12 protein-coding genes are annotated in these 13299 nt (G+C 62.5%); 6 read left to right on the top strand and 6 right to left on the bottom strand.

The genetic code is table 11. The features are described from left to right. Positions 1–10 precede the first annotated feature (10 nt). Together QDT79_RS10170 and QDT79_RS10165 are read right to left on the bottom strand one after the other, a co-directional pair. Entirely contained in the window at positions 11–967 is a 957-nt protein-coding gene (locus QDT79_RS10170; protein ID WP_033647169.1) for a YbgA family protein, read from the bottom strand. Between the two features lie 141 nt (positions 968–1108). Next, entirely contained in the window at positions 1109–1318 is a 210-nt protein-coding gene (locus QDT79_RS10165; RefSeq protein ID WP_004939916.1) for a YbfA family protein, read from the bottom strand. Positions 1319–1758: 440 nt separating this feature from the next. Here QDT79_RS10165 and QDT79_RS10160 point away from each other — a divergent pair, with 440 nt between their 5' ends. From QDT79_RS10160 to kdpE, 6 genes are all read left to right on the top strand, one after another. Then, positions 1759–1848 (top strand): K(+)-transporting ATPase subunit F, encoded by a 90-nt coding sequence (locus tag QDT79_RS10160; protein WP_016928742.1) that lies wholly within the window; start codon positions 1759–1761, stop codon positions 1846–1848. Continuing rightward, positions 1848–3536: a potassium-transporting ATPase subunit KdpA gene (kdpA, locus tag QDT79_RS10155; protein ID WP_043136574.1), complete on the top strand. Its 1689-nt coding sequence runs from the start codon at positions 1848–1850 to the stop codon at positions 3534–3536. Before QDT79_RS10160 ends, kdpA begins: the two co-directional genes overlap by 1 nt. 26 nt (positions 3537–3562) lie before the next feature. Beyond that, positions 3563–5632 carry a potassium-transporting ATPase subunit KdpB gene (gene kdpB, locus QDT79_RS10150; protein WP_107227282.1) on the top strand — a complete coding sequence of 690 codons (2070 nt, stop codon included), beginning with the start codon at positions 3563–3565 and terminating at the stop codon, positions 5630–5632. 18 nt (positions 5633–5650) lie between these two features. Next, a complete protein-coding gene (gene kdpC / locus QDT79_RS10145) occupies positions 5651–6220 on the top strand; it encodes a potassium-transporting ATPase subunit KdpC (protein ID WP_063991181.1) in 570 nt (189 codons plus the stop codon). A 73-nt stretch (positions 6221–6293) separates the two neighbouring features. Continuing rightward, positions 6294–8990: a two-component system sensor histidine kinase KdpD gene (kdpD, locus tag QDT79_RS10140; protein ID WP_308316458.1), complete on the top strand. Its 2697-nt coding sequence runs from the start codon at positions 6294–6296 to the stop codon at positions 8988–8990. A 16-nt stretch (positions 8991–9006) separates the two neighbouring features. Next, positions 9007–9696: a two-component system response regulator KdpE gene (gene kdpE / locus QDT79_RS10135; RefSeq protein ID WP_033637458.1), complete on the top strand. Its 690-nt coding sequence runs from the start codon at positions 9007–9009 to the stop codon at positions 9694–9696. A gap of 27 nt (positions 9697–9723) precedes the next feature. Here the strand turns inward: kdpE and QDT79_RS10130 are convergent, their stop codons facing one another. The 4 genes from QDT79_RS10130 to seqA form a co-directional block, all read right to left on the bottom strand. Beyond that, positions 9724–10023 (bottom strand): DUF3861 domain-containing protein, encoded by a 300-nt coding sequence (locus tag QDT79_RS10130; protein WP_038877504.1) that lies wholly within the window; start codon positions 10021–10023, stop codon positions 9724–9726. Then, on the bottom strand, positions 10023–10664 hold the full coding sequence (locus tag QDT79_RS10125; protein ID WP_049208644.1) for a PadR family transcriptional regulator: 642 nt from the start codon (positions 10662–10664) through the stop codon (positions 10023–10025). Before QDT79_RS10125 ends, QDT79_RS10130 begins: the two co-directional genes overlap by 1 nt. 191 nt (positions 10665–10855) lie before the next feature. Then, entirely contained in the window at positions 10856–12499 is a 1644-nt protein-coding gene (pgm, locus tag QDT79_RS10120; protein ID WP_063991180.1) for a phosphoglucomutase (alpha-D-glucose-1,6-bisphosphate-dependent), read from the bottom strand. A gap of 77 nt (positions 12500–12576) precedes the next feature. Beyond that, positions 12577–13119: a replication initiation negative regulator SeqA gene (gene seqA / locus QDT79_RS10115; protein WP_063991104.1), complete on the bottom strand. Its 543-nt coding sequence runs from the start codon at positions 13117–13119 to the stop codon at positions 12577–12579. Positions 13120–13299 lie beyond the last annotated feature (180 nt).

Genomic DNA, 13299 nt, shown 5'->3' with positions numbered 1-13299 from the left:
TCCTTGTCAATCAATGGCCGTAACGCAAACGCAGCGCCTCCGGATAAGGTTCGAAATAGCGTTGTTCTGCCAGATAGCGATCGGGGTATTCCGCCATGTAATGCTTGAGCAGCGCGATCGGTGCCAACAGCGGCTGCATGCCCTGCCGGTAGCGGTCGATCAGGTGCGCCAGCTCCTGACGCTGCGCCGTACTGAGTTGACGGCGGAAATAGCCCTGCACGTGCATCAACACGTTGGTGTGATTGCGGCGCGTCGCCTTGTGCGCCAACAGCGCCATCAGGCGGCTGCGGTATTCCACGGCGAAGGCCTCCAGCGAATCCCAGCGGTGAATATCGGCGACGAAGCGCCCCAGCTCGCGGTACGCCGGCTGCGAATGCGCCAGCAGCGACAGCTTGTAGCGGCTGTGAAACGCGATCAGCCCGCCGCGGGTCAGCCCCTGACGCCACAGCATGTTCAGTTCGTACAACGCGTACACCCGCTCGATAAAGTTTTCCCGCAATGCCGCATCCTGCAATCGTCCGTCCTCTTCCACCGGCAGCCACGGCATCTGGCGCAGCAGTTCGGCAGTAAACAACCCGACGCCGTTTTTACGCGAGTCCTTGCCGTTTTCGCTGTAGACCCGCACCCGCTCCAGGCCGCAGCTCGGTGACTTGGCGCAGACGATGTACCCGCACAGATGCTGCAAGGCCGCCACGCGCTGCGCGGAGAAGCCGCGCATCTCCTCGGTCAAATCCACGCCGGCGTCGTTGCTGTAGCGCATCGCCGGCCACGGCTGCGCCTGTTTCACCAGGCGCAGCGCCGGGCGCGGCGTAGGCAGGCCGATCGCCATTTCCGGGCAAACGGGCTCAAAGCGCACATAGGGCGCCAACTGCTCCACCGCAAAGGCCAGCCGCTTGTGGCCGCCGTCGAAACGCACCGCGTCGCCCAGTAAACAGGCGCTGATGCCGATAGGGATCTTGTCGCTCATACCGCTCTCCCGTGTTGTTGGCCGATGAGGAAAGTGTAGAAGAATGGCTTGCCGAATACGACCTTGCGCTTGATAGGGGCGGCTATAGGCATAAAAAAACCCCCGCCGCAGGGCGAGGGTTCTTCGTGAATCAGCAGTGGATCAGTAGAAATCGCAGGACGCCAGTTCCGCCTGCTGCAGCCAGACCGGCTTATCGCTGGTTTTTGACCAGACGCGGTGCAGGTAGCTGTAAAAACGCCCGCGATCGCTGCGGAACAGCATCACCGGCAGGGCCAAAATGCCCGCGATAACCACTGCGCTGCGGCGCAGGAGAATCCGATGCAATGAATAAGCGTGATAGGTAGTAGACATGCGAACCTCCTTAAAAACGCCTGCCGTTGATTTGTCAGGGAAAACGGCGTCGGCGTATCAAATGAACAATCGGTAATTTGGTAACTGGACAAAATTTTAGCGCACTTGATGAAAGTTTACTACTCATCCGACCACCAAATCGCACAAAAAATCGCTAATCGCCGCAGCGATCCGTAATTTTGTTACAGCAAAGTTAATTTTTAACTAAACATGGGTTACATTGTGGTTATTATCCGGTTCATTATTTCCCGCTTGCGCGCGTCCTCACTCCCCATCAGGGGCAATCTCGCCACCGGCCTGATGGTTGACACGCCCAATTTCCGCTGAAATTTCAGCCATTTTTATACTTTTTTTACACTCGCCTGCGCGATTTTTTCATCTTCTTTCTACCCCGCTCCCTACACTGCCTCTATCAAAAACAACACCTCTGGAGGTGTCCCGTGAGTTTCAGCGTTATTGGTGGTGCGCTGTTGGTCCTGCTGCTGTTGGCCTATCTGGTCTACGCCCTGTTTAACGCGGAGGATTTCTGATGGCGGCTTCAGCCTTTTTACTGATCGCCAGCTTCCTGCTGGTGCTTCTGCTGCTGGCCCGCCCGCTGGGCGGCTTTATGGCGCGCCTGATCGAAGGTGAGCCGCTGCCTGCGCTGCGCGGGGTGGAAGCCGGCGTCTGGCGCGCCTGCGGCATCCGCGCCACCGAGATGAACTGGTGGCAATACGCGCTGGCGATCCTGGCGTTCAACCTGCTCGGCCTGGCGCTGCTGTTCGCCCTGCTGATGACGCAGGGCTCGCTGCCGCTCAATCCGCAAGGCTTCCCGGGCCTCTCCTGGGATCTGGCGCTCAACACCGCCGTCAGCTTCGTCACCAACACCAACTGGCAGGCCTACAGCGGCGAAAGCGCCCTCAGCTATTTCAGCCAGATGGCCGGGCTGGCGGTGCAGAACTTCGTCTCCGCCTCCACCGGTATCGCCGTGGCCTTTGCGCTGATCCGCGCCTTTACCCGCCGCGCCGGCAAGACCGTCGGCAACGCCTGGGCCGATCTGTTCCGCATCACGCTGTATGTGCTGCTGCCGATCGCGCTGCTGATCGCCCTGTTCTTCGTCAGCCAAGGCACGCTGCAAAACTTCCTGCCTTACCTGCACGTCACCACGCTCGAAGGCGCGCAGCAGACGCTGCCGATGGGGCCGGTGGCCTCGCAGGAAGCGATCAAGATGCTCGGCACCAACGGCGGCGGCTTCTTCGGCGCCAACTCGGCGCACCCGTTCGAGAACCCGACCGTGCTGACCAACTTCGTACAGATGCTGGCCATCTTCCTGATCCCCTGCGCGCTGTGCTTCTCCTTCGGCCAGTTGGCCGGTGAAAACCGCCAGGGCCATGCGCTGATCTGGGCGATGGCGCTGATCTTCGTGGTGGCGGTGGTAGTGGTGATGGTCGCCGAACTGGCGGGCAACCCGCACCTGAGCGCGCTGGGCGCCGACAGCAACATCAATATGGAAGGCAAAGAGTCGCGCTTCGGCATTCTTGCCACCAGCCTGTTCTCGGTGGTGACCACCGCCGCGTCCTGCGGGGCGGTTAACGCCATGCACGACTCTTTCACCGCGTTGGGTGGCATGGTGCCGATGTGGCTGATGCAGATCGGTGAGGTGGTGTTCGGCGGCGTCGGCTCCGGCCTGTACGGCATGCTGCTGTTCGTGCTGCTGACGGTGTTTATCGCCGGTCTGATGATTGGCCGCACCCCGGAATATCTGGGCAAGAAAATCGACGTTTACGACATGAAAATGACCGCGCTGGCGATCCTGGTCACGCCGACGCTGGTGTTGCTGGGCAGCGCGCTGGCCATCGGCACCGACGCGGGCCGCGCCGGCATCCTCAACCCGGGCGCCCACGGCTTCAGCGAAGTGCTGTACGCCCTGTCCTCCGCCGCCAACAACAACGGCAGCGCCTTCGCCGGGTTGAGCGTCAATACGCCGTTCTACAACCTGCTGTTGGCCTTCGCCATGTTTGTCGGCCGCTTCGGGGTGATCTTGCCGGTGCTGGCGATCGCCGGTTCGCTGAGCGCCAAACAACGCCAACCGGCGGGCAACGGCACCCTGCCGACCTATGGGCCGCTGTTTATCGGCCTGCTGATCGGCACCGTGCTGCTGGTGGGCGCGCTGACCTTCGTGCCGGCGCTGGCGCTGGGCCCGGTGGCCGAGCATTTGCAGCTTTGGTTGGCAAACTAACCGACGTCACAGAGAGAGAATAAGAGATGACTCGCAAACAACGTGCGCTGTTTGAACCGGCCCTGGTGCGCACCGCGCTGATCGATGCGGTGAAAAAACTGGACCCTCGCGTTCAATGGCGCAACCCGGTGATGTTCGTGGTGTATATCGGCAGCATTCTGACCACCGCCATCTGGCTGGCGATCCTCACCGGCCAAACCGACGGCGCCGCCGCCTTTACCGGCAGCGTCGCCCTGTGGCTGTGGTTCACCGTGCTGTTCGCCAACTTCGCGGAAGCGCTGGCCGAAGGGCGAAGCAAGGCCCAGGCGGAAAGCCTGAAGGGCACCAAGAAAACCAGCTGGGCGAAAAAGCTGGCCGGCCCGCGCCGCGACGGCGCCACGGAGAAAGTGGCCGCCGAAAGCCTGCGCAAGGGCGATATCGTGCTGGTAGAAGCCGGCGACACCGTCCCGTGTGACGGCGAAGTGCTGGAAGGCGGCGCCTCGGTGGATGAAAGCGCCATCACCGGTGAATCCGCGCCGGTGATCCGCGAGTCCGGCGGCGACTTCTCCTCGGTCACCGGCGGTACTCGCGTGCTGTCCGACTGGTTGGTGGTGCAGTGCAGCGTCAACCCGGGGGAAACCTTCCTCGATCGCATGATCGCCATGGTGGAAGGCGCCAAACGCCGCAAAACGCCCAACGAGATCGCGCTGACTATCCTGCTGGTAGCGCTGACCATCGTGTTCGTCCTGGCCACCGCCACCCTGTTCCCGTTCTCGCAATACAGCGTGGAAGCGGCCGGCAGCGGCAGCGTGGTCACCATCACCGTGCTGGTCGCGCTGCTGGTCTGTCTGATCCCCACCACCATCGGTGGCCTGCTGTCCGCCATCGGCGTGGCCGGGATGAGCCGCATGCTCGGCGCCAACGTGATCGCCACCAGCGGCCGTGCGGTGGAAGCCGCCGGCGACGTGGACGTGCTGCTGCTGGATAAAACCGGCACCATCACGCTGGGCAACCGCCAGGCTTCGGAGTTCCTGCCGGCGCCGGGCGTGAAAGAGCAAGAGCTGGCGGATGCCGCGCAGCTGGCCTCGCTGGCGGACGAAACGCCGGAAGGCCGCAGCATCGTGGTGTTGGCCAAACAGCGATTCAACCTGCGCGAACGCGATCTGCAGGCACTGAACGCCACCTTCGTGCCCTTCTCCGCCCAGACCCGCATGAGCGGCGTCAACGTGCAGGAGCGCATGATCCGTAAAGGCGCAGTGGATGCCATTCGCCGTCACGTCGAATCCAATCAGGGGCACTTCCCGCGGGCGGTGGACGATCTGGTGGAAAGCGTGGCGCGCACCGGCGGCACGCCGCTGGTGGTGGCGGAAGGCGCCCGGGTGCTGGGCGTGGTGGCGCTGAAGGATATCGTCAAGGGCGGTATCAAGGAACGCTTCAATGAGCTGCGCAAGATGGGCATCAAAACGGTGATGATCACCGGCGATAACCCGCTGACCGCGGCGGCGATCGCCGCCGAAGCCGGGGTGGACGATTTCCTGTCGGAAGCCACGCCGGAAGCCAAGCTGGCGCTGATCCGCCAGTACCAGGCGGAAGGCCGCCTGGTGGCGATGACCGGCGACGGCACCAACGACGCCCCGGCGCTGGCACAGGCCGATGTGGCGGTGGCGATGAACTCTGGCACCCAGGCCGCCAAAGAGGCGGGCAACATGGTCGATCTGGATTCCAACCCGACCAAGCTGATCGAAGTGGTGCACATCGGCAAACAGATGCTGATGACGCGCGGCTCGCTGACCACCTTCAGCATCGCCAACGACGTGGCCAAATACTTCGCCATCATTCCGGCGGCGTTCGCGGCCACCTATCCACAGCTGAACGCGCTGAACGTGATGCATCTGCATTCCCCGGCCTCCGCCATCATGTCGGCGGTGATCTTCAACGCCCTGGTGATCGTGTTCCTGATCCCGCTGGCGCTGAAAGGGGTGAGCTACAAACCGATGAGCGCCGCGGCCCTGCTGCGCCGCAACCTGTGGCTGTACGGGGTCGGCGGCCTGCTGGTGCCGTTCGTCGGCATCAAACTGATCGACCTGATCCTGGTCGCGCTGCACGTCGCCGGTTAACCATTGAGGGAAATGAACATGACTTATTTACGACCTGCGCTGGTGATGCTGATCCTGCTGACGCTGATTACCGGCATCGCCTATCCGCTGCTGACCACCGGGCTGGCGCAGCTGCTGTTTCCGGGTGCGGCCAACGGTTCGCTGCTGTACCGGGGCGACAAGGCGGTCGGCTCCGCGCTGATCGGCCAGAACTTTACGCGTGCCGACTATTTCTGGGGCCGCCCATCGGCCACCGGCGATTCGGCCTATAATTCGCTGGCCTCTGCCGGCAGCAACCTGGCGGCCACCAACCCGGCGCTGGATAAGGCTATCGCCGAGCGCGCAGCGCACCTGCGCCAGGCCAATCCTGCGATGAGCGGCCCGATCCCGGTCGATCTGCTGACCGCCTCCGGCAGCGGGTTGGATCCGCAGATCTCGATCGCCGCCGCACAGTATCAGCTGGCACGGGTCGCGGCGGCGCGTCATCTGCCGCCGCAACAGATCGCCAAACTGATCGAAGACAACACCGATCGGGCCACGCCCAACTTCATGGGAGAATCGGTGGTGAACGTACTGAAGCTGAACCTGGCGCTGGATGCGTTGAAGTAACGCGCCGTATTCAGCATAGTGATAGGGTTCGGCATGCCGAACCCCTTTTTGCTTGGTAACACAAGGAATTGTCATGGTCGAAGAAGAGCAGCAGCGCCCCGATCCCGATAGCCTGCTGGCGATGGCCAATGAAAAACCGCGCGGCCGATTGAAAGTATTCTTCGGCGCCTGCGCCGGCGTCGGCAAAACCTACGCCATGCTGCAGGAAGCCCAGCGTTTGCGCGCTCAGGGGCTGGACGTGCTGGTCGGCGTGGTGGAAACCCACGGCCGCAGCGAGACCGCCGCCCTGCTCGACGGCCTGACGCTGCTGCCGCAAAAACGCATCCAGCATCGCGGCCGGCTGGTGCATGAATTCGATCTCGACGCCGCGCTGGCGCGCCACCCGGCGCTGGTGTTGATGGATGAACTGGCGCACAGCAACGCTCACGGTTCGCGCCACCCCAAACGCTGGCAGGATGTGGAAGAGCTGCTGGATGCCGGCATCGACGTGCTGACAACCGTCAACGTACAGCATCTGGAAAGCCTGAACGACGTAGTGGGCGGCGTGACCGGCGTGCGGGTGCGCGAAACGGTGCCTGACCACGTGTTTGACGAGGCCAGCGAAGTGGTGCTGGTCGATCTGCCGCCAGACGATCTGCGCCGGCGGCTGCATGAAGGCAAAGTGTATATTCCCGGCCAGGCCGAGCGCGCCATCGAGCACTTCTTCCGCAAAGGCAACCTGATCGCCCTGCGCGAGCTGGCGCTGCGCCGTACCGCCGATCGGGTCGATGACCAGATGCGTGAGTTTCGCGACACCCAGGGGCGCGAGAAAGTGTGGCACACCCGCGACAGCATTCTGCTGTGCGTCGGCCACAACAGCGGCAACGAAAAGCTGGTGCGCATCGCCGCCCGGCTGGCGGCGCGGCTTGGCTGCCACTGGCATGCGGTCTATGTGGAAACCCCCAAGCTGCACCGGTTGCCGGAAAACCAGCGCCGCGCCATTCTGCGCGCGCTGCGGCTGGCGCAGGAACTGGGGGCAGAAACCGCCACGCTGGCCGATCCGTCCGAGGAGCGCGCGGTGCTGCGCTACGCCCGCGAGCATAATCTCGGCAAAATCATCATCGGCCGCCGCAGCGAGCAGCGCTGGAAGCTGCGCGGCAGCTTCGCCGATCGCCTCGGCCGGCTGGGCCCGGATCTCGACCTGGTGATCGTGGCGCTGGAGAGCGACACCGCACCGCAGCCGCCGGGCAAGGAGCACGACGGCCGCAGCTTCAATGAGAAATGGCGCATGCAGCTGCGTGGTTGCGCGGTCGCGGTGGCGCAGTGCGCGCTGATCACCCTGCTCTCGCAGTGGCTGCTGCCGGGCTTCGATCAGGCCAACCTGGTGATGGTCTATCTGCTCGGCGTGGCGATCGTCGCGCTGTTCTTCGGCCGCTGGCCGTCGGTGCTGGCGGCGGTGATCAACGTCGCCAGTTTCGATCTGTTCTTCGTTCAGCCCGAATGGTCGTTCGCCGTCAGCGACATGCAGTACCTATTGACCTTCGGCGTAATGCTCGCCGTCGGCATCATCATCGGTAACCTGACCGCCGGGGTGCGTTATCAGGCCCGGGTGGCGCGCTACCGCGAGCAGCGGGCGCGTCATCTGTATGAAATGTCGCGCGGGCTGAGCCGTGCGCTGACGGTGGCCGACATCGCCAACACCAGCCGCCACTTCCTCTCCAGCAGCTTCCAGGCGAAAACCGTGCTGCTGCTGCCGCAGGAAGACGGCCGCCTGCAACAGATGGTCGGCGAGGAAGGTGGGCTGCTGTCGGTAGATGAAGCCATCGCGCGCTGGAGCTTCGACAAAGGCCTGCCGGCCGGCGCCGGCACCGACACCCTGCCCGGCGTGCCTTACCAGCTGCTGCCGCTCAATACCCCCAAGCAGACCTTCGGCCTGCTGGCGATCGAGCCCAACAACCTGCGCCAGCTGATGGTGCCGGAACAGCAGCGGCTGCTGCAGACCTTCGCGGTGCTGATCGCCAGCGCGCTGGAGCGGCTGCACCTGGCGCGCAGCGCCGAAGAAGCCAAGCTGGACGCCGAGCGCGAACAGCTGCGCAACTCGCTGCTGGCGGCGCTGTCGCACGATCTGCGCACGCCGCTGACCGTGCTGTTCGGCCAGGCGGAAATCCTCACGCTGGATCTGGCGGCCGAAGGCTCCAATCACGCCACCCAGGCCAGCCAGATCCGCCAGCAGGTGCTGAGCACCACCCGGCTGGTGAATAACCTGCTGGATATGGCGCGCATCCAGTCCGGCGGTTTCAGCCTGCGTAAAGAGTGGCAGTCGCTGGAAGAGATCGTCGGCGCCTCGCTGCACATGCTGGAGCCGCTGCTCAGCCAGCATCCGATCGTGGTCGAGCTGCCGCCGGAACAGATCCTGGTGAACTGCGACGGCAGCCTGCTGGAGCGGGTGTTCACCAACCTGTTGGAAAACGCCAATAAATACGCCGGCGCCGAGGCCACCATCGGCATTCGCGCCCGCACGCTGCCCGAGTGGCTGGAAGTCGAGGTCTGGGATAACGGCCCCGGCATCCCCGCCGATCAGCTGCAGCTGATTTTCGACAAGTTTTCACGCGGCAATAAAGAGTCGGCAATCCCCGGTGTCGGCTTGGGGTTAGCGATTTGCCGTGCCATTATTGAAGTGCATGATGGCCGCATCTGGGCGGAAAACGGCGCCAACGGCGGCGCCAGCTTCCGCTTCGTGCTGCCGCTGGAAAAACCGCCCGAGATCGACGGCGACGCCTTCGATCTGTAATCAACGCAGGGGAAACGTGAGCATAACGCCAACCAACATTCTGATTGTTGAAGATGAAAAAGAGATCCGCCGCTTCGTGCGCACCGCGCTGGAGAGCGAAGGCCTGCGGGTGTTTGAAAGTGAAACGCTGCAGCGTGGGCTGATTGAAGCCGGCACGCGCAAACCGGATCTGATCATTCTTGATTTGGGCTTACCGGACGGCGACGGGCTGAGCTACATCCGCGATCTGCGGCAGTGGAGCGCCATTCCGGTGATCGTGCTGTCGGCGCGCAACGCCGAAGAGGACAAAATTGCCGCGCTGGACGCCGGCGCTGACGACTACCTCAGCAAACCGTTCGGCATCGGTGAGCTGCTGGCGCGGGTGCGGGTCGCGCTGCGCCGCCACTCCGCCAGCCAACAGGAAAGCCCGCTGGTGAGTTTTTCGGCGATCACTGTCGATCTGGTGAATCGCCGGGTGCTGCGCAACGACGAAGATCTGCATCTGACGCCGATCGAGTTTCGCCTGTTGGCGGAGCTGCTGGCCAACGCCGGCAAAGTGATCACCCAACGCCAGCTGTTGAGTCACGTCTGGGGGCCGAACTACGTGGAGCACAGCCACTATCTGCGCATCTACATGGGCCACCTGCGGCAGAAGCTCGAAGCCGATCCGGCCCGGCCCAAACACCTGCTGACCGAAACCGGCGTCGGCTATCGCTTCATGCCTTAACCCCGGCGGGCGCGGTGTGCCGCGCCTTTACGCCGCCGGGCCCTTCTTCAATCCGACCATAAATTCCTTAAACGCATCGCGCAGCGGAGCGAACACCGGGTGTTTGCGGTTTTCGATCATCACTTCGGAAAACAGCTTCAATCCTACGGCGAAGGCCGCGCTCTGCTCGGGGCCGAAGTTCAGATCGTCACGCGCCCGGATGCGCTCGACGATGTCGAGAATATCGTCGTGGTTGGTCACTTCAAAACTCAGCGGCGCTTTCTCGACGGGATTGCCCTGGCGATCGCTCAGGGCTTCAACGGTAATAGTAAAACGGTGGCCGGGCATCAGTTCTTCTCCTGCTGCGTGGGTTGAATATGCATTTCGCTTTCGATCGCCGCCACGGCGGTCAGCAACGCGGCGTTGATGCGCTCCACCTGCTGCGGCGTGAGATCGGCGCGCATCACGTTGCCGCGCAGCAGGCTGCGCAGGCGGTTCATGGCATCATAAATGCCTTCCGCCAGATTGCCGTGCCGATGATGCTCGCGGCCGGCGCCCGCCAGGCGCGCCAGAATGACGTCAACCACCTGTTGATGCTTTTGCAGCTCGCCCTCGCCCGCGGCGGTGATGCGGTAGCTTTTGCGGCCGTTGCCGGTGGTGAGCGGCTCAAGGAAATCCTGCTCTTCCAGCAGCGTCAGCGTGGGGTAAATCACCCCCGGGCTCGGCACGTACAGGCCGGATGACGCTTCCTCAATCGCCTTGATCAGCTCATAGCCGTGGCTGGGCTTGCGCGCCACCAGCGCCAACAGCACCAGGCGCAGATCGCCGTGCTCGAACAGACGGTGACGCCCGCCCCGGCCGCCGCGCCCACCCCGACCGTGCTCTTCGCCTTCGCCGCCGAAGTGATGGCGCCCACCGCGATGACGGCGGCCCTCTTCGCATTCATGATGGTGGTGGTGATGCCGGTGTAAACCTAATCGATGAAACATAGGGTGATACCTCGCTTTAACAGTGAACATCAATACGAGGTTGTTTAGATATATCTAAACAGCGTCGATAACGCTAATCTAGATCGATATATCTAAATGCGCAAGCGTGCGCCGATAAAAAGATATATCTAAATTTCAGGCATAAAAAAAGCGCTGTAAAAACAGCGCTTTTTATCAATCAAGAAAAGCGATTACTTGGCGGAAGCCAGCACTTCGCTGACGATCTCGACCGCCTCGTGCTCAATCTTCTCGCGGTGTTCCGCTCCGAGGAAGCTCTCGCAGTAGATCTTGTAAGCCTCTTCGGTACCGGAAGGACGGGCCGCGAACCAGCCGTTGTCGGTCATGACTTTCAGGCCGCCGATCGACGCACCGTTGCCCGGTGCTGCAGTCAGACGTGCGGTGATCGGGTCCCCGCCCAGCGTACTGGCCTTGACCATCTCCGGCGACAGTTTGGACAGCGCCGCTTTCTGCGCATGGGTTGCCGGCGCCTGGATGCGGTTATAGCTTGGTGCACCGAAGCGCTTGGCCAGATCGTCATAGTGATGCTGCGGGTTCTCACCGGTTACAGCGGTGATTTCAGCCGCCAGCAGGCACATGATGATACCGTCTTTGTCGGTCGACCACGGCTGGCCGTTGAAGCGCAGGAACGAGGCCCCGGCGCTTTCTTCGCCGCCGAAGCCCAGGCTGCCGTCGAACAGGCCATCCACGAACCATTTGAAACCGACCGGCACTTCCACCAGCTTGCGGCCCAAATCGGCCACCACGCGGTCAATCATCGCGCTGGACACCAGCGTTTTACCTACCGCCACATCGGCGCCCCACTGTGGGCGATGCTGGAACAGGTAGTTGATGGCTACCGCCAGATAATGGTTCGGGTTCATCAGGCCCTTCGGGGTGACGATGCCATGACGGTCGTAATCCGGATCGTTGGCGAACGCCAGATCGAATTTGTCGCGCAGCGCCAGCAGGCCGGCCATCGCCGACTCGGACGAACAGTCCATGCGGATGATGCCGTCGTGGTCCAGGTGCATAAAACGGAAGGTCTGATCGAGGGAATCGTTCACCAGCGTCAGATCCAGCTTGTAGTGCTCCGCCACGCGCTGCCAATAGGCGATGCCGGAACCGCCGAGCGGATCCACGCCCAGCTTCAGGCCGGCGCGTTGGATGGCCGGCATGTCGACCACCTCAACCAGGCCTTCGACATAAGGCTGCACCAGATCTTTGGCATGCAGGTGGCCGCTGTTCCAGGCCTTATCCAGCGACTGACGCTGAACGCCTTTCAGCTGCTGCGCCAGCAGTTCGTTGGCACGCTTTTCGATCACCGACGTCAGGTTGGTGTCGGCCGGGCCACCGTTCGGCGGATTGTACTTGATGCCACCGTCTTCCGGTGGGTTATGGGACGGCGTAATGACGATGCCATCGGCCTGCGCGCCGCCGCGGCGGTTGTGGCAAAGAATGGCGTGCGATACCGCCGGCGTTGGCGTGAAGCCGTTGTTTTCCTGCACGATCACATCGACGCCGTTGGCGGTCAGCACTTCCAGCACGGAAATGAAGGCCGGCTCGGACAGCGCATGGGTATCTTTGCCCACGTAGCACGGGCCGGTGGTGCCCTGCTGATGACGAACTTCGGCGATCGCCTGAGCGATGGCGAGGATGTGCGCTTCGTTGAAGCTGTGGCGCTGCGCGCTGCCGCGGTGGCCGGAGGTGCCAAACTTCACCGCGTGTGCGGCATTGCCGGCTTCCGGTTGCAGCACATAGTACTGCGACGTCAGCTGGGCTACGTTGATCAGATCGCTTTGGCGGGCGGGCTGCCCGGCACGTGGATTATTCGCCATCGACATATCTCCCTCATCCCTGTCGGTGACCGGGCAGATACGTCGCGCACGGCCAGCATGACGGGCTGTTCGCTAAATTAGACGGTACCGCAAACTTTCTCGATCAGTTCCGCCGGGAACTGCATCGCCTGCATGATGTGTTCGATCATGCTGCGTTTGCGGCCGGTATTGGTATTGGTGATCACCCAGTAAGGGGTGCCCGGTACATGCTTCGGCTTGGTGTGCGTGCCGTTGGCCAGCAGGGTCTGCTGATCGCCGGCGAAATAGGTGCGGGTACGGCCGGTCAACGCCTCGGTAGCGGCGGCGAAACCGGCGGCATCGAGGGTATACAGCGTGGACAGCACCAGCATGAAACGGTTGACCGCTTTGTTCTGCTCGGCATATTCATCCGACAGCAGCAGCTCACGCACGGCGCGTACGCGATCGCGTGGGCGCTGCGCCGGCGCCGCTTTTTCCAGCTCGACGGACTGCGGTGCACTGGCAGCAGGCAACGCGCGCACCGGCTGCCCGGCGGTGAATTTCAACATGCGGCGTAAAATATCGGACGCGCTTTCACCGATGTGTTGCGTGTGACTGGCAATATAACGGTAAAGCTCTTCGTCGACTTCAATAGTTTTCATCTTTATCCAATACTGTTTTTTCTACTTAGAACCTGAAGCCAGATCCTGCATTCAAGCCATGGGATTATAAGGTTAAAAGCGCTGGAGCGAACACAACAATGTGCCTCCGGACGGCAAATGCAGACTAATACCTATAGCCGGCACTGCCAAGCCCGCGCCGCGAAAATTCCGCATGATTCA

The sequence above is a fragment of the Serratia marcescens genome (assembly GCF_029846115.1).
Lineage (GTDB): Bacteria > Pseudomonadota > Gammaproteobacteria > Enterobacterales > Enterobacteriaceae > Serratia > Serratia marcescens_L.
Note: the sequence above shows the minus strand (reverse complement) of the source record. Positions and strands in the feature narration are given on the sequence as shown.

What these genes read in the sequence shown, in the direction of transcription:
- QDT79_RS10170 (WP_033647169.1), bottom strand. Translation starts at nt 967, where the DNA reads ATGAGCGACAAGATCCCTATCGGCATCAGCGCCTGTTTACTGGGCGAC.
- QDT79_RS10165 (WP_004939916.1), bottom strand. Translation starts at nt 1,318, where the DNA reads ATGTCTACTACCTATCACGCTTATTCATTGCATCGGATTCTCCTGCGC.
- kdpA (WP_043136574.1), top strand. Translation starts at nt 1,848, where the DNA reads ATGGCGGCTTCAGCCTTTTTACTGATCGCCAGCTTCCTGCTGGTGCTT.
- kdpB (WP_107227282.1), top strand. Translation starts at nt 3,563, where the DNA reads ATGACTCGCAAACAACGTGCGCTGTTTGAACCGGCCCTGGTGCGCACC.
- kdpC (WP_063991181.1), top strand. Translation starts at nt 5,651, where the DNA reads ATGACTTATTTACGACCTGCGCTGGTGATGCTGATCCTGCTGACGCTG.
- kdpD (WP_308316458.1), top strand. Translation starts at nt 6,294, where the DNA reads ATGGTCGAAGAAGAGCAGCAGCGCCCCGATCCCGATAGCCTGCTGGCG.
- QDT79_RS10130 (WP_038877504.1), bottom strand. Translation starts at nt 10,023, where the DNA reads ATGCCCGGCCACCGTTTTACTATTACCGTTGAAGCCCTGAGCGATCGC.
- QDT79_RS10125 (WP_049208644.1), bottom strand. Translation starts at nt 10,664, where the DNA reads ATGTTTCATCGATTAGGTTTACACCGGCATCACCACCACCATCATGAA.
- pgm (WP_063991180.1), bottom strand. Translation starts at nt 12,499, where the DNA reads ATGGCGAATAATCCACGTGCCGGGCAGCCCGCCCGCCAAAGCGATCTG.
- seqA (WP_063991104.1), bottom strand. Translation starts at nt 13,119, where the DNA reads ATGAAAACTATTGAAGTCGACGAAGAGCTTTACCGTTATATTGCCAGT.